Source organism: Paenibacillus sp. JCM 10914, assembly GCF_001315105.1.
In the GTDB taxonomy this organism is placed as follows: Bacteria; Bacillota; Bacilli; order Paenibacillales; family Paenibacillaceae; genus Paenibacillus_AQ.
This window is the reverse complement of record NZ_BAZR01000011.1, coordinates 73,671-96,439: the sequence shown is the minus strand read 5'-3', so window position 1 is coordinate 96,439 and position 22,769 is coordinate 73,671. Positions and strand designations below refer to the sequence as shown.

27 protein-coding genes are annotated in these 22,769 nt (G+C 50.3%); 11 read left to right on the top strand and 16 right to left on the bottom strand.

The annotated features are described in order from the left end of the window. Positions 1-10 precede the first annotated feature (10 nt). Complete coding sequence (locus JCM10914_RS14510) at positions 11-1,456, top strand: erythromycin esterase family protein (protein ID WP_023962158.1); 1,446 nt, start codon at positions 11-13, stop codon at positions 1,454-1,456. A gap of 55 nt (positions 1,457-1,511) precedes the next feature. Here the strand turns inward: JCM10914_RS14510 and JCM10914_RS14505 are convergent, their stop codons facing one another. Both JCM10914_RS14505 and JCM10914_RS14500 read right to left on the bottom strand, forming a co-directional pair. Further along, positions 1,512-2,027: a helix-hairpin-helix domain-containing protein gene (locus JCM10914_RS14505; RefSeq protein WP_023962156.1), complete on the bottom strand. Its 516-nt coding sequence runs from the start codon at positions 2,025-2,027 to the stop codon at positions 1,512-1,514. A 43-nt stretch (positions 2,028-2,070) separates the two neighbouring features. Next, entirely contained in the window at positions 2,071-2,559 is a 489-nt protein-coding gene (locus tag JCM10914_RS14500) for a DinB family protein (RefSeq protein ID WP_023962154.1), read from the bottom strand. A gap of 119 nt (positions 2,560-2,678) precedes the next feature. Between JCM10914_RS14500 and JCM10914_RS14495 the strand changes: the two genes are divergently transcribed. Continuing rightward, entirely contained in the window at positions 2,679-3,629 is a 951-nt protein-coding gene (locus JCM10914_RS14495; RefSeq protein ID WP_023962152.1) for a YafY family protein, read from the top strand. A 146-nt stretch (positions 3,630-3,775) separates the two neighbouring features. Here the strand turns inward: JCM10914_RS14495 and JCM10914_RS30375 are convergent, their stop codons facing one another. From JCM10914_RS30375 to JCM10914_RS14465, 8 genes are read right to left on the bottom strand one after another with little or no spacing between them, the layout of a single operon-like run. Further along, a complete protein-coding gene (locus JCM10914_RS30375) occupies positions 3,776-4,246 on the bottom strand; it encodes a Gfo/Idh/MocA family protein (RefSeq protein ID WP_023962150.1) in 471 nt (156 codons plus the stop codon). Continuing rightward, entirely contained in the window at positions 4,243-4,788 is a 546-nt protein-coding gene (locus JCM10914_RS30370; RefSeq protein WP_023962148.1) for a Gfo/Idh/MocA family protein, read from the bottom strand. The genes JCM10914_RS30375 and JCM10914_RS30370 overlap by 4 nt, the downstream gene beginning before the upstream one ends. 14 nt (positions 4,789-4,802) lie before the next feature. Continuing rightward, the gene (locus JCM10914_RS30365) at positions 4,803-5,039 is read right to left on the bottom strand and encodes a hypothetical protein (protein ID WP_231638655.1); all 237 of its coding nucleotides are present in this window, start codon (positions 5,037-5,039) and stop codon (positions 4,803-4,805) included. After that, positions 5,009-5,839 (bottom strand): Gfo/Idh/MocA family protein, encoded by an 831-nt coding sequence (locus tag JCM10914_RS14485; protein ID WP_023962144.1) that lies wholly within the window; start codon positions 5,837-5,839, stop codon positions 5,009-5,011. Before JCM10914_RS14485 ends, JCM10914_RS30365 begins: the two co-directional genes overlap by 31 nt. After that, positions 5,836-6,702, bottom strand: coding sequence for a sugar phosphate isomerase/epimerase (locus tag JCM10914_RS14480; RefSeq protein WP_036718342.1), 867 nt, complete (start codon positions 6,700-6,702; stop codon positions 5,836-5,838). The genes JCM10914_RS14485 and JCM10914_RS14480 overlap by 4 nt, the downstream gene beginning before the upstream one ends. A 39-nt stretch (positions 6,703-6,741) precedes the next feature. Beyond that, on the bottom strand, positions 6,742-7,551 hold the full coding sequence (locus JCM10914_RS14475; protein ID WP_370570254.1) for a carbohydrate ABC transporter permease: 810 nt from the start codon (positions 7,549-7,551) through the stop codon (positions 6,742-6,744). A 44-nt stretch (positions 7,552-7,595) separates the two neighbouring features. Beyond that, complete coding sequence (locus JCM10914_RS14470) at positions 7,596-8,555, bottom strand: carbohydrate ABC transporter permease (protein ID WP_036718338.1); 960 nt, start codon at positions 8,553-8,555, stop codon at positions 7,596-7,598. Between the two features lie 35 nt (positions 8,556-8,590). Next, positions 8,591-9,940, bottom strand: coding sequence for a sugar ABC transporter substrate-binding protein (locus tag JCM10914_RS14465; protein WP_023962135.1), 1,350 nt, complete (start codon positions 9,938-9,940; stop codon positions 8,591-8,593). A gap of 155 nt (positions 9,941-10,095) precedes the next feature. Between JCM10914_RS14465 and JCM10914_RS14460 the strand changes: the two genes are divergently transcribed. Further along, positions 10,096-11,952 (top strand): sensor histidine kinase, encoded by a 1,857-nt coding sequence (locus JCM10914_RS14460; protein ID WP_023962133.1) that lies wholly within the window; start codon positions 10,096-10,098, stop codon positions 11,950-11,952. Next, on the top strand, positions 11,940-12,992 hold the full coding sequence (locus JCM10914_RS14455; RefSeq protein WP_023962131.1) for a response regulator: 1,053 nt from the start codon (positions 11,940-11,942) through the stop codon (positions 12,990-12,992). The genes JCM10914_RS14460 and JCM10914_RS14455 overlap by 13 nt, the downstream gene beginning before the upstream one ends. A gap of 13 nt (positions 12,993-13,005) precedes the next feature. Here JCM10914_RS14455 and JCM10914_RS14450 read toward each other — a convergent pair whose 3' ends face one another. Further along, on the bottom strand, positions 13,006-13,467 hold the full coding sequence (locus JCM10914_RS14450) for a GrpB family protein (protein WP_023962129.1): 462 nt from the start codon (positions 13,465-13,467) through the stop codon (positions 13,006-13,008). A 66-nt stretch (positions 13,468-13,533) separates the two neighbouring features. Then, positions 13,534-14,079 carry an NAD(P)H-dependent oxidoreductase gene (locus JCM10914_RS14445; protein WP_023962127.1) on the bottom strand — a complete coding sequence of 182 codons (546 nt, stop codon included), beginning with the start codon at positions 14,077-14,079 and terminating at the stop codon, positions 13,534-13,536. Positions 14,080-14,328: 249 nt separating this feature from the next. On the opposite strand from JCM10914_RS14445, the gene JCM10914_RS14440 reads away from it, so the two are divergent. From JCM10914_RS14440 to JCM10914_RS28880, 6 genes are all read left to right on the top strand, one after another. Further along, on the top strand, positions 14,329-14,703 hold the full coding sequence (locus tag JCM10914_RS14440; RefSeq protein WP_023962123.1) for a helix-turn-helix domain-containing protein: 375 nt from the start codon (positions 14,329-14,331) through the stop codon (positions 14,701-14,703). A 132-nt stretch (positions 14,704-14,835) separates the two neighbouring features. Next, positions 14,836-15,378 (top strand): PadR family transcriptional regulator, encoded by a 543-nt coding sequence (locus tag JCM10914_RS14435; protein ID WP_023962121.1) that lies wholly within the window; start codon positions 14,836-14,838, stop codon positions 15,376-15,378. 38 nt (positions 15,379-15,416) lie between these two features. Next, on the top strand, positions 15,417-16,577 hold the full coding sequence (locus tag JCM10914_RS14430; protein ID WP_023962119.1) for an MFS transporter: 1,161 nt from the start codon (positions 15,417-15,419) through the stop codon (positions 16,575-16,577). A 112-nt stretch (positions 16,578-16,689) separates the two neighbouring features. Beyond that, positions 16,690-17,208 carry a DUF4163 domain-containing protein gene (locus JCM10914_RS14425; protein WP_370570252.1) on the top strand — a complete coding sequence of 173 codons (519 nt, stop codon included), beginning with the start codon at positions 16,690-16,692 and terminating at the stop codon, positions 17,206-17,208. After that, the gene (locus tag JCM10914_RS30360) at positions 17,091-17,339 is read left to right on the top strand and encodes an RsiV family protein (protein ID WP_023962117.1); all 249 of its coding nucleotides are present in this window, start codon (positions 17,091-17,093) and stop codon (positions 17,337-17,339) included. Before JCM10914_RS14425 ends, JCM10914_RS30360 begins: the two co-directional genes overlap by 118 nt. 23 nt (positions 17,340-17,362) lie before the next feature. Continuing rightward, on the top strand, positions 17,363-17,515 hold the full coding sequence (locus JCM10914_RS28880; RefSeq protein WP_156332321.1) for a hypothetical protein: 153 nt from the start codon (positions 17,363-17,365) through the stop codon (positions 17,513-17,515). Between the two features lie 400 nt (positions 17,516-17,915). Here the strand turns inward: JCM10914_RS28880 and htpG are convergent, their stop codons facing one another. The 4 genes from htpG to JCM10914_RS14405 all read right to left on the bottom strand — a co-directional run bounded on the left by htpG (position 17,916) and on the right by JCM10914_RS14405 (position 21,990). Next, the gene (gene htpG, locus JCM10914_RS14420; RefSeq protein WP_023962115.1) at positions 17,916-19,793 is read right to left on the bottom strand and encodes a molecular chaperone HtpG; all 1,878 of its coding nucleotides are present in this window, start codon (positions 19,791-19,793) and stop codon (positions 17,916-17,918) included. Between the two features lie 306 nt (positions 19,794-20,099). Then, complete coding sequence (locus JCM10914_RS14415) at positions 20,100-20,297, bottom strand: hypothetical protein (protein ID WP_023962113.1); 198 nt, start codon at positions 20,295-20,297, stop codon at positions 20,100-20,102. 20 nt (positions 20,298-20,317) lie between these two features. Continuing rightward, a complete protein-coding gene (locus JCM10914_RS14410; protein ID WP_023962110.1) occupies positions 20,318-21,526 on the bottom strand; it encodes a hypothetical protein in 1,209 nt (402 codons plus the stop codon). Further along, positions 21,523-21,990 carry an RNA polymerase sigma factor gene (locus JCM10914_RS14405; protein WP_023962108.1) on the bottom strand — a complete coding sequence of 156 codons (468 nt, stop codon included), beginning with the start codon at positions 21,988-21,990 and terminating at the stop codon, positions 21,523-21,525. The genes JCM10914_RS14410 and JCM10914_RS14405 overlap by 4 nt, the downstream gene beginning before the upstream one ends. A gap of 200 nt (positions 21,991-22,190) precedes the next feature. On the opposite strand from JCM10914_RS14405, the gene JCM10914_RS14400 reads away from it, so the two are divergent. Next, positions 22,191-22,658 (top strand): DinB family protein, encoded by a 468-nt coding sequence (locus JCM10914_RS14400; RefSeq protein WP_023962106.1) that lies wholly within the window; start codon positions 22,191-22,193, stop codon positions 22,656-22,658. The last annotated feature ends 111 nt before the right edge of the window (positions 22,659-22,769 follow it).

Genomic DNA, 22,769 nt, shown 5'->3' with positions numbered 1-22,769 from the left:
CGATTCTATCATGCCAGCACATCAAACAAGAAAAGCATTCACCGCATTCCTGCTCACCGCTTCCATTCTGGGGAGCACGCTTATCCCTGACGGAAAAGCATACGCTTCCAGTCCAGATGCCATTCAAGGCCAGGTGACTGAAGTTAAGACCGCTCGAACATCCGATGAAAAAATTGCCGAATGGGAGAACTGGGCCAAAGACCATGTGTACCGATTGGATACGATTCAACCCTCCAATCCCGGCAACGGAACTAGCCAATATAAGGATCTGGCCATGCTGAAGCCCTTGCTGCATGACAAGCGCATTGTATTCCTGGGTGAGAGCTCCCACGGCGTGGCCGAGTTCAATCTGGCCAAAACCCGATTGATCCAATTCCTGCATCAGGAGATGGGATACAATGTACTGGCTTTTGAGAGCGGCCTTGGGAATACATCCTTGGCTTACGGCAAAGCAGGGCAACAGAGCGCGGAACAGACCATGAAGGATTCCATCTTCGGTGTCTGGTGGTCCAAGGAAATCATGCCATTATTCGAATACTTAAAAACAGCTCAAAAAAGTAAGCAGCCGCTCATATTGACCGGTTTTGACATGCAATTGCAGTATCCGCTGTTCGACGGACAGTGGTTGAAGGATGAGGCCATGGCTAAGCGTCTGGCGGAAGCCGAGCAGAAATTATCCGAATACTCCATCGGTACGGATCTTGAGGCTTATCGCAAAGAGAAGAAGCAACTGATTCAAGTATATAAAGATGCTCTGAAATCTATCAAAACCGAGGCAAACAAGGCTCATGTAAAACAGCTATACCCGGACAACCCTAAGCTATCCATGCTGCTGGAGCGAAGTCTGAACGACCGAATTCGGGTAGCCCAGGAGTTTGTCGAGATCTCCATCAAGTCGACCCTCGGCATGGAAAACGGAGATTATGCCCCATTCCTTGAATCGATGGAATGGCGGGATCAGGCGATGCATGATAATCTCATGTGGCTGGCTACCGACGTATACCCCACGGAGAAATTCATCGTTTGGGGACACAACGACCACATTCGCAAAGCTCAAACCGAAGTGATGGGCTCCCCATATCCAGTTCCATTACTGGGGGAAATGCTGTCGGACGAGATGAAAAAATACAGCTATATACTAGGCCTGTATCCGGCCAGCGGGCAAACCGCAGATAACTTGGGCAATGTACATGATGTTCTGCCACTGGAACCCGGATCGATTGAATCGATTCTTTCCGCTGCAGGTGCACCGTATACATTCATGGATCTTCGTTACCAAAACCGTGAGTCCGGCAACTCCTGGATGTTCGAGCCGCGCTTTGCCTACAGCTGGGGCATGATACCGGAAAGCTTAGTCGCCCGTGACCAATACGATGGCATTCTACTTATTGATGACGTAAGTCCGCCACAGTATATGAGATCCTCCGCTTCATCCGAGAATATGCCAGTTGAATAGAATGCTGTTATCCTTCTTGATTATTCATTAACCGAATATAGCTGGTGAACATCCCCTAATTGTCTGGAGAACTCTTGCAACCGGACATATGAGGGGATGTTTTGTCGTACCAGGATAAGGTAGGACGGGTTGAAGGGTAGCCGTGCTTCTCCCGGAATCTCTTACGCTCCTCGGTGAAGTCGTGCCACAGCTTTTCGCTATCCGGATGATTGGCATGATGAATGATACAGCGGAACGAATCCTCCACGCATGGATCCTCCCATGTTCCAAGGCTTGCCTCCATCCGATCAGTTAACTCGGCGCCATCTTCATCCTTGATTTCATCCAACGCGTAGTACCCCATCTTGACTACACGTTCAGCGACTTTGGGACCAATCGATGGAACGGTCTGAAACTGTGCCAGTCCGCGAATATATTCGGCACGGCTATCGGCGATATCAAGCACGCTGGATAATTGTTGTATATCCATACGCGCAATATCACTTAGCTTTAATCTGTTCAGCCGTAGCTGTGCCCGCTCTTCATCCGTTAACGGGAGCTTCGGCGATTTCATCCGTGCATTCCGCTGCATCTTTTTCCCTCCTTCTCGCTACATTCCCCGTACCTATTCTGTTCTAGTATAAATCAAACATATTTACTTCATAGCCCTGCTCTTTGAGATAATTAAACATCTGCGCCCGGTGATGCTGAGCATGCGTAACGATCTCAATCAGCCACTTGGCTTGGGATGATCCGTGCTCCAAGTAGAAGGGCTTCGTTTTCTTCTGCATAAACTCTTCATCTGTCAGGCTACTCATATAAGACTTTACATCTGCGAGTCCGCTTGTCATCCAGTTGATCAGCTTGTCCTTCTCAACGCCGTCAGCGTTAATGCTTGCTTCAAGCTCCCGGATCTCCGCCTCACTCTTCTCCTGTAGAATAAGCAAATCCGTAGCTGGTACGGAAACAAGATGGTGGACTAGCTCCTGCAGCGTCCTCATGTTCTCGGCTGGCCGGTATCCCCAATGCTCGTCCTGAATTTTATGGATCAGATTCGTCGTTGTCCTCACGATAAGTTCAAGCTCCTCAAATAACAGCTGCTTCAGCCCATTCAAATCATTCATGTTCATTCACTCCATTTCTCGAATATGTGGTTGAGAGGTGTATCTAGGTTCTAAAGATAGTATAGTCTATAATAGTGACAACTATTGTCATAGTCATCATACGAAATGGAGCTGATCCTATGTCCAAATCCAAACGTCTTATGGAACTGATGATGACCGTTAACCGGATGCGAAAATTCACGGTGAAGGAACTAGCTGATGAATTCGGCGTTTCTTCACGTACGATATTGCGTGACCTGCAGGAGCTAAGCGAGCTCGGGGTCCCTCTATATTCCGAGGTTGGTCCCCACGGCGGGTATCAGGTACTCAAGGAACGGATCCTTCCACCGATCGCCTTCAGTGAGGAAGAAGCGGTCGCTATGTTTTTTGCCAGTCATGCCCTGCGTCACTACTTATTTCTTCCCTTTGAAGCCGAATCATCTGCGGCACTTCAGAAATTTTATTATTATATGCCCGGCGACGTTCGAGACCGGATTGACCAGATGAAGAATCGAGTGGATTTCCTGACCCATACCCGGCAGCAAAAATCCGAGTTTCTGGGCGATCTTCTGGATGCTTCCGTGCAGCAGCAAGTCGTGACCATTGCTTATGAAACGAAGAACGGTTCTTCGAATCGGGATATTCAGCCTGTCGGCATCTATGCCAGCAATGGGTTCTGGTATTGTCCGGCCTATTGTTTTCTTCGTGAAGACTTTCGACTGTTCCGTTGTGATCGCATCCTGTCCATATCCAATAATCATACAGGAATCGAGCCACTGGATCACCGTCATATCCACCTCGGAAACTGGGAAGATTTCGGCTCGGAATCACTCGTCTATGTCCGAATGTCCGTCGAACTTAGCCGAGAAGGGGTTCAGCGGTGCGAATCCGAATTATGGCACGCCCCCCACATTGACATGGATCATGATGGAACTGGAATACTCAATCAAGACATACCCACCAAAGAAATCCCTTACTTCGCCAAGTTTTTTATCGGCTTGGGTAATGAAGCCACCGTGACCGAACCCAAGGAGCTCGTTGACTGCATGAGAGGACTTCTGATAGAGATGATGGACAAATACACAAAATGACGGTGCTGAGATAGCATCCCATAGCGCCGTCATTGTTCAAATAATCACTTTTTTCCACATCGAGCTGTTTTCAAGCACGTTAAACCTTAATATTGGATAGTCCCTTGCTCTTCCTGCGTATAACGACGAGATGAACCTCATCCTTCTTATACCTGCAGCTCGATCTCTTTACGCTGCCTCGAAGCCTCATAAGCCCCGAGGATAATCTCCAGCGAATGGCGACCGTCAGCGCCGGTGATCACCGGGTCGCGACCATCCCGTACGGCGACCGCCATATCCTGTATCTGCAGCCGATGGCCGTCCGGAATGACCTTAAACGGCTCGAAGGAAGGCAGTTCCACATCTTCGCCATTGATTTGCAAGGCTACAATCGTATCTTCCTCTATAACCAACTTGCCCTTCTCTCCATGGAACACGAGCCGTTGTCCCTTCCCGTCGAGCGCCGTGGTTGTGATCTCAAGAATACCAAGCGCGCCGCTGGCGAACTCCAGCGCGGCCGTGACCGTATCCTCTACCTCGATGTTCCGCAATACCGCCTTGGCCTTGGCAGATAAGGATGTGACGGGCCCGGCAAGCCATTGCAGCATATCCACCGTATGAATGCCTTGATTCATCATGCCCCGCCGCCATCCATCGCCCATGTTCCCCGCCAGCCAGCACTATCGTAATAGGCTTGATCGCGATAGAGCATGACATACGCCGAGCAGAGGCTAAGCTTGCCCAGCCTGCCTTCCTGAATAAGCTTCCGCGCATACTGGGCTTGCGGCGACATCCGTCTAGGGAAGACGGTAGCGAGCAATACGTTGTGATCCTTGCAGACTTCAATCATCCGCTCCACGTCTTCAAGCCGGATCGCCATCGGTTTCTCGACCAACACATGCTTGCCTGCCTGGGCAGCCAGCACCGTCTGATCGATATGCATGCCGCTGGGCGTACAGATGCAGACGACATCCACATCCGCCCTGCCCAGCAGTGCCTCCATGCTGTCGCATACCTCTCCGCCGTATTGCTCTGTAAGTCTAACCGCGGCCTCCTGCTTCGTATCATATGCGGCTGCAAGCACCGCTTCCGGTATGTGCGCTATACTTTGCGCGTGGATATCCGCAATGATGCCGCAGCCGATGATACCGAACCGGACTGGTGAGCTGTCCTTCGCCATGTTCGCACCCCTCTTCATTTCATGTCTGCAATGTGCCGACTCTCTCGATTCCGTACGATGACTCTAGCTTGCTCATCCAGCATGACAGTAGCCTCTGAAGCTTTATAAATATCCGTATGGGCGATATGCGCCCCCCTGCCCGCCATCCGGTTCAAGAAATCCTGGGCCAGAGAAACCGGTGGCTCTTCTAAAGGAATCATGTTCAACTCCTGATCGTGCGTCACAAGCAAGGCCACCTCGTCTTGTTCCAACAGGGGATCCCCTTCCAGACGAATTTCGACCATCCCTGCTGTGCCCGTAATGAAGATTCGTCCGTCCCCCCAAGTCCAGCTGCCTGTGGGGGTGTGCCAGTCTGCATAGAGCTGGGCCGTGATACCGTCTGCCATAACCACCTGGCGCCGCCCGTATCGTAAAAGCTAGGATGCTGTGGCAGGATGTTTTTGGCAAGATACCCCGAAGCGCACTCTACTTCGCGCCCCGTCAACCAGCGAAGCAGATCGAAATCATGAACGAACAGATCATTGATAATCCCGCCCGATTGCTGTTTGTCAAAATGCCAGGCCGGACGCGACTGCGGATTTAATCGATGCGGCTTACGCAGTGAAATATGAACAATATCGCCAAGGCCGCCAGCCTCGATCAGCCGCCGAACCGTATGAAGGGAGGGCCGGAAGCGCTCGGTCAACATCATTCCGATTTCGATGGCACCTCTCTCCAAGACGGCGCGTAATCGCTCCAAGCCCTCCCGATTCGTCACCGCCGGTTTATCGACCATAATGTGCTTGCCATGCGTCTCGCACAGTTCAATTACGTCGATCTTCTTGTTATTAATAGAGGCACAACCAATCACGGACACCTCTTCATCACTTAGTAGCAGCTTTACATCCGAGAGTATGCGCAATCCGTATTGATCTGCCATCGCTCGGGCGAGCTTCATGTTATCCGGCTCATAGATTCCGGTGCATTCATAACCAAGTGCCAACATCTCCTCGATAAATAGTCCGATGTGAGCATGCTGGCAGCCGATAATGCCAAACTTCCGTATGGTCACCCTTCATTCACCTCCACAGCCTGCAGCCACTCCCGGATAATCTTCATGTCATAAGCGAGTCGTTCCTTGGGCGGATAAGGAGCCGCACATTCCAGCGTCAACCAGCCATCATACGCTTGCGCCTTCAACTCTCTCAGGAGTCCGCTATGATCTACATCTCCCTCGCCAAGGCGACACTGCATGAAGAATTCATTCCCGTGCCGCGTCACGTTCTTGAAGGAACCTGGCGCACCTCCTTCACGGATTCGCTTCTCGTCTTTGATATGCACATGAAGCAGATCTCGCCCGAGCCCACGCACCGATTCTTCGCCGAACTCCGTATCCGTAATGTACATATTGCCAGCATCGTGGATCAATCCCACGCTGTCGTGATCGATCATCTGGATCAATCTCCGTGCACTGACTTCCGTCTCGATCAAGCTTATATTATGAATCTCTAACACGATTCGCTTGCCGGCGGCGCTGGCCTGTTCCGCACATTTCCGTATCCAGAAGGCCGCCTTCTCATAATGGTAATCGGCTGCAAGGAAAGCGTTCGGTCCGCCAGGGAATACCCTGACCATATTCGATTCCAGAATCTCAGCTCGCTCGAGCAAGGCCTGAAATTGATCATACGCGACCTCACATTCCGCATCGCTGATTGTAGAAAAATGTCCCATATACCCTGCCAATACGGGAATCTCAAGCCCGTATCCTTCCGCTATATTTCTCATCTCGCGTACACGTTCCAGCGACGACGCCGGACTTAGATGGGGCTCCCGGCAAGCGATTTCGATGCCATCAAAGCCTAGATCCGCCGTGATCGCCATCGCTTCGTGAATACTGTAATCGATCAATGCGCCGCTGAACGCCGCTAATCTCAACATCTTGGCATCCATCCTTTCTTCGGCCGTGAGCCAGGGTTATTTGATCCCCGCCATACTGTGATTCTGCACAAAGTATTTTTCCGCAAACAGGAAGACGAGCAGAATGGGAACCAAGCTTACCAGTGCCGCCGCGATTAACAGCTGCTCATTCCCGCTCCATTGTCCCGATAGAGACAAGACCCCGATCGGCAGCGTATATTTCTCATTGGTCGTCAAGTAAATGACGGGAGTCAGAATCTCGTTCCACTTGCCCATGAATGTAAAGATCGCCAAAGTTGCCAATGTCGGCTTCGTCATGGGAATGAAGATGCGCATATACACCTGGAACGGATTACAGCCCTCCATCTTGGCGGCCTCCTCGTACTCCCGCGGAATGTTGAGGAAGGCTTGGCGCATCAGGAATATCCCGAACGGCTGTGCCAGCCATTCAATAATCCAGAGCGGCGTCAGCGTGTCCAGCATGTTCAGCCGATTGAAGATAATAAAGTGCGGAATGATGATCACCACCGCCGGAATCATCATCGTCCCGAGCACCATCACAAACAATGCATTCTTCAGCGGGAACCTCAAGCGCGCGAATGCAAACCCGACCATAGAGCAGGAGATTAACGCCCCCAATACGGACAAGACGGCTACGATCATACTGTTCATCGTATAAACCCCGATGTTGCCAAGCTTAAATACGGCGGCATAGTTGGACCACTGCATCACGTCCGGTATCCACTGGGGCGGTACCGTCGTGTATTCCTTGTAGGTCTTCAATGAATTCAAGAGCGCCGTTAGAAACGGCACGATCATGATAAGAGAGCTGATTCCGATTAATACGTATCCGATCGTTCTACCCATCCACTTCCTCTGCACGACAAGCTCCTCCTCTCCAATGGTGACGGTCATTCATAATGGACCCATTTCTTCTGTCCCCTGAGCTGAAGCAGGGTTAACAGGAACAGAATCATGAACAATACCCACGCAATCGCTGAGGCATATCCCATCCGCATGTAGGTGAATCCTTCCCGGTACAGATAGAGCATGAGTACCATCGAGGAATTGTTCGGTCCACCGGCCGAACCGATATCCCCTTTGCCCGTCAGCACGAAGATTTGCTCAAATGCTTGAAAAGTTGAGATCGTACTCAAGATGAGCACGAGAAATGTGGTCGGTGAAATCAGAGGTATCGTAATAAAGCGGAATTTGCGCAGCGCCCCTGCTCCATCCATCTCCGCTGCCTCATACAGGTCGCCTGGCACGCTCTGCAGTCCTGCCAAATAAATAACCATGATATATCCGATTCCCTTCCATACCGCGATGAACACGAGCAGCGGTATGACCAGGTTTGAATCCTGCAGCCAGCTCTGCGGGTTTAAACCTAGCTTGGCGAGCAGACTGTTCGCAAATCCGAACCGCGGATTGAAGATCGCATCGGCCACATACAGGATGACCGTCCATGAAGAGATGACCGGAATGAAGTGCGCCATCCGGAACCACTTCAGTCCCCTCAGCTTCTGATTCAAGGCGACGGCCAGCACCAGCGCAAGAAACGTCTGTAACGGCACGAACAATATCGCAAAATATAATGTGTTCCAGAGCGCGTTCCAGAACATGGAGTCGCCCATCAAGCGGCTGAAATTCTCTAACCCGCTCCACTGCGGAGGGTTCAGCATGTCATAATCGGAGAAGCTGAAATAGAGCGAGGCGGCAAGAGGGCCCGCCATAAAGATGATGAAGTGCAGAAGATAGGGGGAGGCCATGAGCAGCCCCCATCTCCCTTCATGGCTGAGTCGACCTTTGCCGGCGGGCTTCTTCTTCGGTAACGACGGTTCTGCTTGAACATGGGTTGGTTGACTTGGCATACTCTGCATCCCGATCCCGCCTTTCTTGCATTACTTTATTTTTTATAGAAAGCATCCAGCACGCTCTGTACGGCCGTATCCGCATCCTGAAGAGCTTGATCGATGCTGACATCACCGAGGAATGCCCGGTCCACATGCTCACTGAACTTGCCCAGCCACTCCTCCCAAACCGCATTGCTATGGAGCGTCTCGGCAAATTCCAGGCTGTCAAGGAAGGCCTGGCGATTGGCCGGCTTATCCCCCGCTTTCAGGAATACGTCCGAATTCGCTACCGATTTCTTCACCGGCACGGCTTCGCCAAGCTCGGTCCATTGCTTCTGCACCTCATCTTCGGTGGCCCAATATTTAATCCACTCCCAAGCCGCTTGTGCCTTGGCGTCGCTGGACTTCTGATTGATGACCCACGAGTTGGCGATCACCGGTGCCACCCGCTTACCGTCCGGCCCTTTCGGCAGCAGCGTTACATCATAGTTGATGCCCGCATCGTTAGCCGCCTGCACGCGGGCATAGATGCCGATCCGCAGCGCTGCAGAATTGCTGATGAATACGGCCGCATTGCTCTGGAAGCTCTTCAGATCGACCGGATCGGTAATAATTCCACGCTTCATTCCGTCCACCATCCATTCGAACGCTTGCTTGTTCTCCGGCGTATTGATGATCGAATTCTGCGCTTTCTCATCCAGCACTCCGCCGCCATACGACTTCAGCACCGAGAACCAGCCTTCGGTAATGCTGAAGAAGGTAAGTCCGAACTGATTCACCCCTGCAGGGTCAAAGCCGCTCTCCGTCGCGTTCTTGCCGCCTGCATCCAGCGTCAGTCTGGCTGCGCTTTCCTTCAGGTCCTCCCAGGTCCAATCCTCCGTTGGGTAAGGCTCGCCCGCCTTATCAAACATATCTTTGTTGTAGAACAGAACGCCGACCTGGATGCCTTGCGGAACTGCCCAATATCGCCCCTCGTCGTCCTTATTAAAGTCCAGCCCGTAATATTCGTCCGCCTTCAAATCTCGCGATATCCATTCCGTCAGATCCTTCGCAGCCCCGCGCTGCGCATACTTCATGACATATACACCATCGGACAGCCATACGTCCGGAGCTTGCCCAGCGGCAATCTGCGTATCGAGCTTCTGGAAGAATTGCCCGTATGGCGCGCTTTGCGTCTTCACCTTGATATTCGGATGTTTCTCTTCAAACTGCGCGATTAATTCCTTCATCTTGGCATCGGAGTTATCCGCCGAATAGTATCCGAGCAGAATCTCCACCTTCTCTTCCCCATTCCCCCCTGCGGCAGGAGCGCTCCCGTTACCTCCGCCGTTGCATCCGCTTGCAAACACAGCTAACAGCAACAGCACCGACAACCATGGATATATTGCTTTTCGTCTTCCCACAATGCTCGCCCCCCATAGATATAATGGTAAATGTATGATTTACATTGTAATGAATACAATCTCCTAGGCCCATGTACTTTCTTGGCGCACTTGTGTTTTTTTGCTAAAATGTTCCTTACATTCCTCACTCCTTATCAGAAAGAGGGCGTAAATCCATGAGATTGCAGAGGTTATCCTTTGGCCGATTGACGATTAATCAGCGCCTGTTCGTGCTGATCATTCTATTTATTGGACTTCCCTTCTTACTGCTTGGCGGCTACTGGTATCAATCGTCCACGGAAGCGATCGAAGACTTTGCCGTGGATACCAACCGCAGGATCATTGAGCAGACCCGACTCTCGCTCGATACCTATATTTCCAATCTGGAGAACACCACCTATCCATTTATTCACAATCCGCAAATCGGTCAATTCCTGTCTCCCGCGCCCCTGTCCGACTATTCCTATTTCAAATTAAACGTCAAAATCGAAGAGGATCTCTTCGCCCCGATGATGTATGGCCGCTCGGACATCATCGGCATCTCGCTGCTGGGAGATAACAAGCGACAGATCAACGATTTCAGCATTACCAACGAGATCGTAGATATGAACGCGATTCGCAAACGGAATTTCTCTTATCAATCCAAGCGTGATCAGCTCAGGGATTTTCAGATACTCGGCATGAGCGAGGTTGCTAACCGGCCTGCCATTACCGTTGCCAGAAAACTATATGACAACTCCACCTTCGATTACAGGGGAATGCTCATCGTCGATTTGAGCCTGCAGCAGATTGGCGCGATCTGCAGCAATGATTCGCTGGGCGGCTTCAATGTCTGGATCATGGGCACGAATGGACGGGTGGTATATCATCCCGATACCCCGCTTATTGGCACAGGCGTCGAAGAAAGCCTCTTGTCTCGGCTCCAGGCACAGGAATCGTCCTATTTCCGTCATCAAGAATCGTCGGCTCCTGAGAAAATCGTACTGCACGAGTTGTCCGCGCTAACCGGCTGGACCATCGTTGCGGATCTGCCGCTGGAGAACCTCATTGGCGACCTGCTTATGCAGCGTAATATTTCGCTCGCCGCCGCTGCGCTGCTTATTCTGATCGCACTGGTGCTGGTCGGCGGATTCTCCCTGTCCTTGACGCGGCCGTTGTCTATGCTCCAAAAGCTGATGGCCAGGGTCGAGCAGGGGGATTTCGTCCTCCCCATGAACATGCATAAATTCCGCAACGCGGAGATGAGCTCCGTGTTTCAGAGCTTCTATGAGATGACGGATAAATTAAAACGACTCATTAAGGAGGTCCACACTTCCCAGTTGAAAGAACGCGAGCTCATGATTAAACAGAAGGAATCCGCGCTGCGTTCGATGCAATCCCACATCAATCCTCATTTCTTATACAATTCGCTGGAGATTATTAATTCATATGCGATCAAGGACAATCATATGGACATTAGCCGAATTACGCGCGCCCTTGCCCATATGTTCCGCTACAACATCAGCAACGCCGACTCCGTCGTACCCCTTCGGGAAGAGATGTCTCACGTGAGCGCCTACCTGGAGCTGCAAAGTGCCCGCTTCCGGAAGCTGGCGATCGACATGGACGTCGAGGATATCGATCTCGACCGCGTTCGTGCGATCCGGCTTACGCTGCAGCCGATTGTAGAGAACGTGTTCGTACACGGTTATCGCGGGAAGAAACCGCGGTATCTCGGCATTCGTGCATACCGAACTCCGGATTACACGGCCATCCGAATCATGGATGAAGGCGTCGGCATGACATCCGAAACCCGGCATCGCATCCGGACGATGCTCGAAATGTCGGTGCCCCTGTCCGATTCCTCGGCACAGCCGGAGCCGGATGAATACACTAGCGGAATCGGACTGCTGAACGTTCACGAACGGCTTCAGCTCACCTTCGGGACGGAGTACGGATTGTATCTGCTCGATTCTGAGCCTGACCAAGGAACGACTTTCGAGATTCGTCTACCGAATCACACAATGGAGGAGGCTACGGTATGTACCGATTGATGATGATTGACGATGAATATGCCATCCATCTAAGCATGAGAACCCTGATAGAGTCCTCAGGCCTAGCGCTCGAGATTATTGGAGAAGCGGAAGATGGCGCAGAAGCGATGGACATGGTGCAAGACGCGGTTCCCGATATCATCGTGACGGATATCTGCATGCCCGAAATGGATGGATTGGAGTTTATTCGACAGGTTAGAGAACTTCATCGTCATATTCACTTTATTATTCTGTCAGGGCACGACAATTTCGAGTTTGCCCGTCAGGCTTTGCGCTATGGGGTCTCTGATTTTTTATTGAAGCCGCTGGATCCGAAGCAGTTTCAGCAGACACTAGCAAATGCTTGCAGGGAGCTCGATCACCGAACCGAGCGCTTCTCGAAGCAGGTAAAGTGGACTTTGGCGCAAGAACGCGACCGTAAAAAGCTGTTCGAGCACATCTGGGCGCTTCAAGAAGCGGAGGCGCTAGCTAAGGCCCAGGAGATCATCGGCCACTTCGAAGCGAATCGGCCTGCGGAGATTGGCTGCGCCAGCTTATCCGACATGCTGATGCAAGACTTGCTGCAAGAGCTGGAAACGCGCGGGCTTACACCGCCTGAGGATCTTCACGAGCAGGAATGGCCTGCGGATGAGCCATCTTGCTACCATCTGCTACTATGCAGGATTTCGGAATTGATGGAAGTTATCAAGAGCATGCGGAATTATGGCGCATTACACAATGTCCAGAAAGCAAAGAGGTATATCGAGGAACATTACGTAAGGGAGGACTTGTCCTTGCAAGAAGTGGCCGATTCGCTCGGGATGTCGGTAACTTCTTTAAGCCGGACTTTTAAGAGCGAGACGAGTACGAACTTCGTGAAATATCTGGTACGGATTCGGATGGAAAAAGCAAAGGAATTACTGGCGGACACCAACATGAGTGCACAAGAGACCGCGTACAGCGTAGGCTTCGCCGATTATGTCCACTTCAGCAAAACGTTCAAGAAATTTCATGGCCTTACTCCTTCGGATTTCCGAAAGCAGAGTAAGGCCATGAAGTGACGGACGCTAATCCTCAACTATCTTTAGTTTCATCTCTTTCCTTGCCCGACCAGACCTTGGCCCGGTCCTTGGCCCGGTCCAGCAATTGTCTGACGAACTCATGCTTCTCATCGGAATCCCGAAGCAGCAGATTATCATTCCACAGGTTTCCTTCATGCTGCATAATATGAACGTTGAAGTCATACTCCCCTCTTCGGCGAAGATAGCGCCGACCAGGTATCCCGGCCTCCCCCAAATATTCATATCCGGCGGACTCCAGCAATGGAATGATGTCTTCTGCTGTGTGCATGGCACTCACGCCAACGAGCAAGTCAATTATGGGCTTGGCTGTCATGCCCGGTACGGAGGTGCTGCCAAAATGCTCGATTTTATCCGTATGCTCGCCTATTCGTTGAATAAGTCTCTGTCGTTCGTCCTGGAACCATTCGCGCCAATGTGCATTGTAGGATTCGAGATGAGTGGTTTCATCGATCATGCTGCCACCCCCATATACCTTATGATTTGATATCATCATGCCCTGTATCGACGATGATAGCAACCATTAATGAGCAAGTGGAATGGCTGGAGCTGCTACTATTTCTGCATACCGCACAGCTTCTTGCTGTAAGACCTCATCACTGACACCGGCCTTATCGACATCATGAATAGCATAAAAGGGCAGAAATGTACCACCACAGCGGGTAATGGTCCTTTGTATCGGTCGCAGCAGTTCGCTCATCGTATACAAGTTCCCGCCACCGGCACGATACTCATGCTCCGAACCTGCCACGGTTGTAGCCAGCATGAACTCTTTGTCCCGCAGGTGATGGCCTCCGCTTCCGAACGCCCATCCATAAGTGAAAACATCATCGAACCATTTCTTAAGCAGCGGCGGACTGCTGTACCAATAGAACGGAAACTGAAGCACCACCCGCTCATGTTCGTCCAACAGTGCATGTTCCCGCTGCACGTCGATATTCCAATCCGGGTATTCTTTGTACAAATCCCGGATAACGACATCCTCCTTATCTTTGTAGGGCTGCATCAGAATCCGATTGGCACGAGAGGACTCCAGATCGGGATGGGCAATGATAATCATGGTTTTCATATACGTATCTCTCCTGTTCTCCATTGGTTTGTTGAATCCCCCCCATTATGCTGCGAGATCCAAGCATTTGAACAGTACGCAGTTTTAAAGTACATAGTTCTTCCCATAGTACCCATTGCTATGCTGCATAGTACGATAAATCGTACTAAGTATGATTTAGAAGCGTTCTATAATTCATCCCGATACTGTGCTACAGTTACATTAACTTTCCCCCAGTTCCTGATCTATCGATAACGAGGAGTTGAGATTATGCAGGATCATCATCAGGGTTTCGTGCAGACCGGTGGAATTCTAACAACATTGCAGCTCATCGGCGGTAAGTGGAAACCGCTGATCTTATTTATTCTGCTTGAGGACGGAACGAAGCGATTCGGCGAATTACGGCGTTTACTCCCGGGCATCACGCAGGGTATGCTGACGAATCAGCTTCGTGAACTGGAAAGGGATGAACTGATCATTCGTACCATCTATCGGGAAATTCCCCCTAAGGTCGAGTACTCCATATCGGATCATGGCAAAACGCTCGGCTCGGTGTTAGAAGCGATGTGCACATGGGGATTTGGCCATATGAAATACGTAGATGAATTGAAATTGGAACCAGCGTCAGCCAACCAGCATTCCTAGCACCATCATGAGGGATGGAAGGGATATCCCCTTCTATCCCTCTTCGACGTGCTTACATATTCATGAAAACGATTGACTAATATATCGTTACGGCATATATTTATATCGATACGACATATAATGGAGGTGCTTATGTACGAATTATTTGTGCTTGGCGAGCTCTTGACGGGTGATAAGCATGGCTACATGCTGCAGGAAATATTGAAAAATGCAGGCGGACCTTACCGGCAAATCAGTTCAGGCACCCTTTACCCTCTGCTCTCCCGTATGGTCGATAAAGAATGGATTCTCCAACTGGACGATCATGCCGCTAGTAAGAGGCCGCGTAAGAGATATCGGATTACCGATAGCGGACGGTCGCAGTTTCATGAATTGATGGAGGCACCGCTCGAATACAACCCAGATACCGAACATCTCTTCCATTTCAAGATGGTGTACTTCCGTTATGTGCGCAAAGAAGTTCGCCTTGCCTGTCTCCATCAATACTTGACGTACTTGGAGACGGGCTTGAAGCATGTGACGGATTTGGAAGCGGAGATCATGTTCTACAAGCCGGAGCCGGAACCACAACGCATTCAGTTGATAAGAGTGCTGGATCATCGAAAGATCATGGGAATGGCCAACATCGAGTGGATCAAACGAGAAATCAACCATGTCCAATCTGAACATGAATAGCACCTCATGCATCACAATCAGCACAGGAGGTCAATGAGATGGAACGTTTATGGACCAAGCCGTTTATCCAGATGACGGTTAGTATGTTATTTCTGTTCACAGGCTTTTATTTATTGCTGCCGACCATGCCGCTATACATCAAGGAACTAGGCGGCACCGAATCTCAAGTCGGCCTGGCGGCCGGCGCATTTACGCTAGCGGCTGTCGTCTTTCGTCCCTTTGTCGGCGCCATGCTGGATCGGCATGGACGACGAATCTTCTACGTTTGGGGATTGATTGCGTTCGTGATCTGTATGTACTCCTATACCTGGGCGACCGGTATCTTCCTGCTACTTGCCCTGCGCATGCTTCATGGCGTCAGTTGGGCTTTCTCCACCACAGCGGTTGGCACCGTCATTACGGATTTGATCCCCGCCTCCCGGCGTGGAGAAGGCATGGGATGGTACGGCATGGCCATGACGGTTGCGATGGCTATCGGTCCCCTGGTAGGCACCTCGCTCCTGGAGGGATATTCTTTCCACACCCTTTTTCTTGTAGCATTCCTGTTATCCATGGTAGCCCTCATCCTAGCCTACATCACCAAGGCACCCTTCCAAGCCAAATCGTCAACCGGACGAATCCAGTTATTGGAGAAATCGGTGCTGCCGGTTACCGTTGCCTTATTCTTCTTAGCCGTAGCCTATGGAGGAATCACGACCTTCCTGCCCTTATTCGCATCCTCCATCCACGTCAATCCCGGCGCTTTCTTTCTTGTATACGCCATTGCCCTGACACTGGTTAGGCCGTTGGCCGGCAAGTTGTCCGATCGATTCGGAGAAGCCAAGGTCATTATGCCATCGCTTATCCTAACGGCTGCGGCACTCCTAATTCTCAGCTTGTCTAACGGATGGTTCGGGCTCATTACAGCCGCGATTCTCTACGGCGTCGGCTTCGGCTCGGCCCAGCCTGCACTCCAAGCCGCCACATTGCGCATTGCCCCTGACGATCGACGGGGTGCTGCCAACGCTTCCTTCATGACCGCATTTGATCTTGGCATCGGACTTGGCGCAATCGGACTCGGATGGGTATCGGAATTCTCGAGCTATTCCGTGTTATTCACGGTCACGGCCATTTCGGTCTTGGTATCGTTTCTCATCTTCACGTTATTTGTCCGCCGCTTGCTCCGAGTGACGTCTGATAGAACAAATACATCCCATTAAGTGAAGAGCTATAGAAAATCACCATGAGACAAGGAGCGCTTCCTACGTGCCCCAGATACGCTCCGGCACCCCGTAACATCCTTCGCCCCTTCCGAATAGGCTGTTGTATCTAATGTCAGATTGGGGCGAATCAAGCATGGCACAATACGTTCCGCCGGCAAATATCCGCACGCTTACCTACACGACTCCCGGCGTCGTTATTCATTATCCGCAGGTGTCCGGTCTCGCCAATCCCAGAGCCCAGGAAGCCATAAACCAGCGAATTCTGCTGCAGCTTCATGAAATGGAGCGCATGCAGCAGCAAGTTCAGACGGGGACGAACCCACAGACCACCGTCACGTTCGAGATCAAAACCAACGAACGGGGCATTCTCAGTCTCGTGTTGACCAATTATACCTACTCCGAGCACATGGCTCATGGCTATACCATAGCGAAGGGCCTCACGTTTAACATAGCTAACGGCCACGCTTATGCCTTGCATGAGCTATTCCGCCCGGGCTCAAATTACCAGCCGTGCTCACGGCCGAGGTACAGCGTCAACTCCAGGAGCGTAACCTCCCTGTTCTGGAAGACAGCGATGCCACCGTGTCCTCGGACCAGGATTTCTATCTCGCTGACAAAGCGCTCGTGATCTTCTATCCTTTGTACGCAATTACCCCGTACTACGTCGGCATCCCCATGTTCCCGATCTCGGTGTATGACCTGCAAGACATCGCCACCGAGAACGGGCCTATATCGTTATTGTCGGCGAATATCGCGTAACCTCTTTAGTGCGGCGGTCTGCTTTGATAAATGCTAGTTCGCGCTGGAGCGAGCGAGACATTGATCGGGGCTTGTACGCCCGGCCGGTTAACTGGAACAAAGTGGGCGCAAGGCGGGAACCCAAGGCACTGCTCGCATTACAGAGCTATGAAACCTCGCAAGAGTTTCTCGGATAAGAAATTCATGCAAATATGCAGGAATTTGCATGCCTAAATTGCCTTAATTTCGAAAAGGCTGCAAAAGTGCAGTCTTTTCAGCCCCGTTCAGGGAGATTCGCAGAAACAGGTGTTAAAAACCTGCATATACGCATCTTTTTCCTCTGAAAGGGGAATTTCCAACCAAAAAGCCTGCACATATGCATCCTTTTGTAAAAGCCCCCTCCGTCCCTGCACACAGACCGGACATGTAATTAAATAAACCACAAAAAAGCCATAGCAACTCAGGAAGGGACTGTCGTCCCGTAATCACATCCTGAGCACTGCTATGACTTTATTTTCACAGCGTATCTGGTACCTCGATGAACTGAAACTTGCTTATAGCAGGCCGGTTTCGTTCGAAGTGCAGCTTGGCGTTACGTTACACCATGATCTTGCAAATATCGTTCGTGAATTCAACCGGGTCCGCAATCGGCAGACCTTCGATCAACAGCGCCTGATTGTACAGCAAGTTCGTATAGAGCTTCAGTTTGTCCTCATCGCCCTGCAGCGATTTCAGCGATGCGAACACATCATGGTTCGTGTTGATCTCAAGCACCTTATCGGCCTGGATATCCTGCGAATTTGGCATCGCCTTCAGGATTTTCTCCATTTCAATCGAGACATCGCCTTCCGTGGACAGGCACACCGGATGTGATTTCAGTCGCTTGGAAGCTTTGACTGCTTTTACTTTGCCCGACAGCAAGGTTGCCATGGATTCGAACAATTCCTTGTTATCGTTCTGTTCCGTTTCCGACTCTTGCTTGTCGCTCTCCGATTCAATCCCTAGATCACCGCTGGATACGGATTTAAATTCTTTCTCCTTGTATTTCGTCAGCATCTTGATCGCGAACTCATCCACGTCATCGGTAAAGTACAGAATTTCATAACCTTTGTCCAGTACCATTTCAGTCTGTGGCAGCTTCTCGATCCGATCGATGGAATCTCCTGAAGCATAGTAGATGTACTTCTGGTCTTCCGGCATTCTGGATACGTATTCATCCAGGGAGACGAGCTTTTTCTCCTTGGAAGAGGTGAACAGAAGCAATTCCTGCAGATCTTCCTTGTTCATGCCGTAATCGTTGTAGACGCCGAATTTCAGGCCTCTGCCAAAAGATTCGAAGAATTTCTCATAGTTGTCTCTCTCGTCTTTCAGCATGCTCTGCAGCGCGCTTTTCACTTTGTTCTTGATGTTCTTGGCGATCAGCGTCAACTGGCGGTCATGCTGCAGCATCTCGCGGGAGATGTTCAGCGACAGATCCTCGGAATCAACCATGCCCTTGACAAAGCTGAAGTAATCCGGCAGCAGATCACCACATTTATCCATGATTAGAACACCGTTAGAGTACAGTTCGAGACCTTTCTCATATTCCTTGCTGTAATAATCGAACGGCGTGTTCTCTGGAATGAACAGGATGGCGTTGTATACAACCGCTCCGTCTGCTTTAACGTGGACATGCTTGAGCGGCTTGTCAAAACCGTAACGCTTCTCGTTGTAGAAGTTCTCGTAGTCGGCGTCCGTCAACTCGCCTTTATTTTTGCGCCAGATCGGCACCATGCTGTTGATGGTTTGCTCTTCTTGGACTTCCTCGAACTCATTCTCGGCATCTTCCTTCGGACGCTGAGTCTTAACGTCCATCTTAATCGGATAACGAATAAAGTCCGAATACTTCTTCACGATCGCTTTCAAGCGATATTCTTCCAAATACTCGTCATACTGATCGTCTTCGGTATTTTCTTTAATCTTCAGTACGATTTCGGTACCGATCGAGTCCTTATCGGCAGAAGTAATGGAATATCCGTCCGCACCTTCGGACTCCCACTTGAATGCTTCGTCGCTGCCGAGGGCCCGGCTTGTGACCGTAACGACATCTGCAACCATGAAGGCAGAGTAAAAGCCTACGCCGAACTGGCCAATGATGTTATGGCCATCCTTCGCTTCGTTCTCGCTTTTGAAGGCCAAGGATCCGCTCTTGGCAATAACGCCGAGATTGTTCTCCAGATCCTCTTGCGTCATCCCGATGCCTGTATCGGTAATCGTGAGCGTGCGGCTCTCTTTATCCGCGGTAATCTTCACGAAATAGTCTTCCTTGTTAAATACAAGATTATCGTCTGTCAGCGCTTTGTAGTAGATTTTGTCAATTGCGTCGCTTGCATTCGAAATCAGCTCTCTCAAGAAAATTTCACGCTGCGTATAGATGGAGTTGATCATCATCTCGAGCAGCCGCTTGGATTCCGCTTTAAACTGTTGTTTCGCCATGAATTAATCTCCCTTCCGATCTGAACGAAATTTCTTTTAGCACTCTGTTAGTCAGAGTGCTAACACTCCTTCTATTTAAACATGTTCCATTTTTTGATGTCAATATATGATTGCAATCTCGTATCATTACCGTGGATTATTCAACATCCATTAAGCACATCCGATTATAGAAGCCACCATGCTCGTTTATTCCATCCTATCAGAATAGAGCAAACATCCCCGCGCATAAAAATCGCCGATGCTTGTTCGCATCGGCGATTTGAGAATGAATAATGTTATGTGCTCTCCTGGTCAACGTGACCAAGATTAGAGCATTCTTCTGCCCATCATGGCGATGGTGTCAAGAACCGACTTCCATTGTCTGCGTAGTTTGCCGACAGCTGGTTTTGTTTGTGTTGCTGCGTTATGCTCTGAGCGTAATTTCGTTGCCGTCTTGCATCGTTCCATTTCCCGGTGGAGTTCGAGAACATGCAGTTTGGCAATATCTTCATTGTTTAGATTCATGGTTTGATTCCTCTTTTCTTTTATAACGATAACATTCCGACATTTCCAATACCCGCAAGCTGCTCTTCCGTCCCCTTCACTATCATACTGCCATTGTTCACTCTAAGGTAAGGGTATAAAATGCCTTTAATTCTTTTTTCCCCTACGATGATCTCACCGAAGAGATCGATCGTCTTCAACGTTCGCTTGAGCGTTTCCTCCGTAACATCGTCTTCCAGCTTCCAGGTTCCTTCCACTATGAAGTTTGTCTGAGGCCCCATCGCCAATAACTGATCTTCCCCCCAAGTCTCTTCACCGCCAATGTATACATACTGCTGGTCGTAACTAACGACTTCCGTGTTCAGATTCAGACAGCGTTCCCATACCAAATCCTCAATCTCCTCGCTGCACACGACAAACGAGGTGGAACGGATCTCCGATACGGCCTGACTGAAAGCTTCGCGAGTCACATCAGCATCAATCAGGATCGGCTTCTTGGTGTAAAAGCGCTGTGCTTGAAATCTGCGAATGTGACGTCCGTTCAGCTTGAGCACTTTGGTTACATGATCAAATCCGGCTGGGATAACTTCAATCACACCATTCAATGTCTTCAGCTTCTCGTTCAGGTACGCCGATTGTTCTTCTTGAATAATAACCTTGCCGTTCAATCGAATGCCCTCGATCCGAGCTGTGAACAGCTCCATATCGAGATCTTTCTCAAGCTGCAGAACGCCGTTTAATACGAGGTTCAGCGGCTCTTTGATGGCGTTCAGGTACGCGTTGGTCAACAAGACTTTGCCTGTATCAAAACGCGGTTCGGAACGATACGCATGCACCTGACCATTCGATCCTCCCGATTGCAGGAGTGAAGCCGTCACGAGACCTGCGATATGCTCAGGTGCATAGACATCGCCATTCACTTTCAGGTTCAGTTGATGATTCTTATAAGTTTCCTGTGTTACGCTCTTATCAATGACCACAGAACCGTTGACATATATATGCTGCGGCTGTTCGAGCTGTGTAAGATATGCCTCGTTTAAGTTCAAAGTACCGTTGTAAAATTGATAACCCTCCGGAATTTCCATCGTCGTTCCGATATTGCCTGCATTCTGGAGTAGTGGCAGCAGATGCGCCGTGTCGGCTCGATACACAACCACGCCTATATTCCCGATCCGCTCAATCGTTCTCAGACGTTCCTCCGTTGCTTCCGTCAAATCCAACATGCCTACATTTCCAATGACTCTGCTCATATCATATCTTCCTCCCATAAGGTTCTTAATTTCTTCATCGCGGACTGCAATTTATACCGGACGGTAGCTGCCGGCATGCCCAACTGTTCGCCAATCTCTTGGCTGGACATGCCCAGCCAGTAACGCTTGAACACAATATCGCTTAGAGACTGCGGCAGCCTCCCGAGCCATTCCGCCATCTCCAAGGGTTGGCTGGGACTAAGGAATAGGCCATCTTCCAGATCTTCCTCCCACGATACGAGCCTTTTGTCACGTCGGCTTATATCGATCATGCGATTTTTGATCACTCTGAAAAACCAGGCCTTCTGCTTATGAACCGGCAGTTCTGCCAGGTTAGGTTCCTTCATTGCCTTCATGAATGCATCCTGCACCAGATCGTCCGCATCGTAAGTCTGCTTTGCTATCGATCTGGCATAGCGGTGAAGATCTTCCTTCAGATTCTCATAAAGATCCCATACTTCCATAGCCAACCTCGCTCACATCTCACTGTCGTTTTGTCTTTCTTGTTTATATAACGTTTGAGGAAACCAAACTGATGGATTTCTTGAAATTTTTTTTCTGATCGTTGAAAATTACGTGTACCGGCAGGATTTCCATGTTCTTATCAGAATTGATTCAAGTGTACCTTATCATTTGATGGTCATGAATTAAAGGAGGAGAAATCATGAGTGAAGCAGGGCAGCAATCCCATCGTTGGTTGCAGCATCGTGGGGTCGTTCAACAGTTGCTGGAGGAGCTCGATCCCGGGCGGCTTGATTATAAACCTTGGCCGGACGCCTATTCGTTAGGAGCGCTCGTTGTTCATATCGCAACCTCATCGGATATGTTTCTGCGCTCGATTACGAAGGGAGCTTTTACACCGCCAGCCCTTGGCAGTTCGTACGAAACGATCGATGACCTGAAGGAACTTGTGAAGCAATCTACGGAATCCGGAACGGCCGTATTCGCCGAGCTGTCCGACAAGCATTTGGAGCAGCCACTGGATTTTAATGGCTTTATTGCCCCAGGCAAAGTATGGCTTAGTAATATGATAGACCATGAAATCCACCATAAAGGGCAGCTATTTACCTATGCTCGCTCCGTTGGCGCCCGTAAACTACCTTTCTTCATTGTTCAGCCATCAAAAGAGTAGGGGGCGCCACTTTGGGCGCTACAAGTCCCTCTCAGGACTTGCTCGAGCTGCGAGCGCCGTTTTCGGCGACACAAGTCCCTCTCAGGGACTTGCTCGGGCTCCGCGCGCCGT

Bases quoted from the DNA above. Each gene is read 5' to 3' on its own strand.
- JCM10914_RS14460 (WP_023962133.1), top strand. From the start codon at position 10,096: ATGAGATTGCAGAGGTTATCCTTTGGCCGATTGACGATTAATCAGCGC.
- JCM10914_RS14505 (WP_023962156.1), bottom strand. From the start codon at position 2,027: ATGCAGCGGAATGCACGGATGAAATCGCCGAAGCTCCCGTTAACGGAT.
- JCM10914_RS14400 (WP_023962106.1), top strand. From the start codon at position 22,191: ATGAGTGAAGCAGGGCAGCAATCCCATCGTTGGTTGCAGCATCGTGGG.
- JCM10914_RS14410 (WP_023962110.1), bottom strand. From the start codon at position 21,526: ATGAGCAGAGTCATTGGAAATGTAGGCATGTTGGATTTGACGGAAGCA.
- JCM10914_RS14415 (WP_023962113.1), bottom strand. From the start codon at position 20,297: ATGAATCTAAACAATGAAGATATTGCCAAACTGCATGTTCTCGAACTC.
- JCM10914_RS14425 (WP_370570252.1), top strand. From the start codon at position 16,690: ATGTCAGATTGGGGCGAATCAAGCATGGCACAATACGTTCCGCCGGCA.
- JCM10914_RS14470 (WP_036718338.1), bottom strand. From the start codon at position 8,555: ATGCCAAGTCAACCAACCCATGTTCAAGCAGAACCGTCGTTACCGAAG.
- JCM10914_RS14495 (WP_023962152.1), top strand. From the start codon at position 2,679: ATGTCCAAATCCAAACGTCTTATGGAACTGATGATGACCGTTAACCGG.
- JCM10914_RS14510 (WP_023962158.1), top strand. From the start codon at position 11: ATGCCAGCACATCAAACAAGAAAAGCATTCACCGCATTCCTGCTCACC.
- JCM10914_RS14475 (WP_370570254.1), bottom strand. From the start codon at position 7,551: ATGGGTAGAACGATCGGATACGTATTAATCGGAATCAGCTCTCTTATC.
- JCM10914_RS30370 (WP_023962148.1), bottom strand. From the start codon at position 4,788: ATGGCGAAGGACAGCTCACCAGTCCGGTTCGGTATCATCGGCTGCGGC.
- JCM10914_RS14430 (WP_023962119.1), top strand. From the start codon at position 15,417: ATGGAACGTTTATGGACCAAGCCGTTTATCCAGATGACGGTTAGTATG.
- JCM10914_RS14500 (WP_023962154.1), bottom strand. From the start codon at position 2,559: ATGAATGATTTGAATGGGCTGAAGCAGCTGTTATTTGAGGAGCTTGAA.
- JCM10914_RS14450 (WP_023962129.1), bottom strand. From the start codon at position 13,467: ATGATCGATGAAACCACTCATCTCGAATCCTACAATGCACATTGGCGC.
- JCM10914_RS14405 (WP_023962108.1), bottom strand. From the start codon at position 21,990: ATGGAAGTATGGGATCTTTATGAGAATCTGAAGGAAGATCTTCACCGC.
- JCM10914_RS30375 (WP_023962150.1), bottom strand. From the start codon at position 4,246: ATGATGAATCAAGGCATTCATACGGTGGATATGCTGCAATGGCTTGCC.
- JCM10914_RS14435 (WP_023962121.1), top strand. From the start codon at position 14,836: ATGTACGAATTATTTGTGCTTGGCGAGCTCTTGACGGGTGATAAGCAT.
- JCM10914_RS14455 (WP_023962131.1), top strand. From the start codon at position 11,940: ATGTACCGATTGATGATGATTGACGATGAATATGCCATCCATCTAAGC.
- JCM10914_RS14445 (WP_023962127.1), bottom strand. From the start codon at position 14,079: ATGAAAACCATGATTATCATTGCCCATCCCGATCTGGAGTCCTCTCGT.
- JCM10914_RS14440 (WP_023962123.1), top strand. From the start codon at position 14,329: ATGCAGGATCATCATCAGGGTTTCGTGCAGACCGGTGGAATTCTAACA.
- htpG (WP_023962115.1), bottom strand. From the start codon at position 19,793: ATGGCGAAACAACAGTTTAAAGCGGAATCCAAGCGGCTGCTCGAGATG.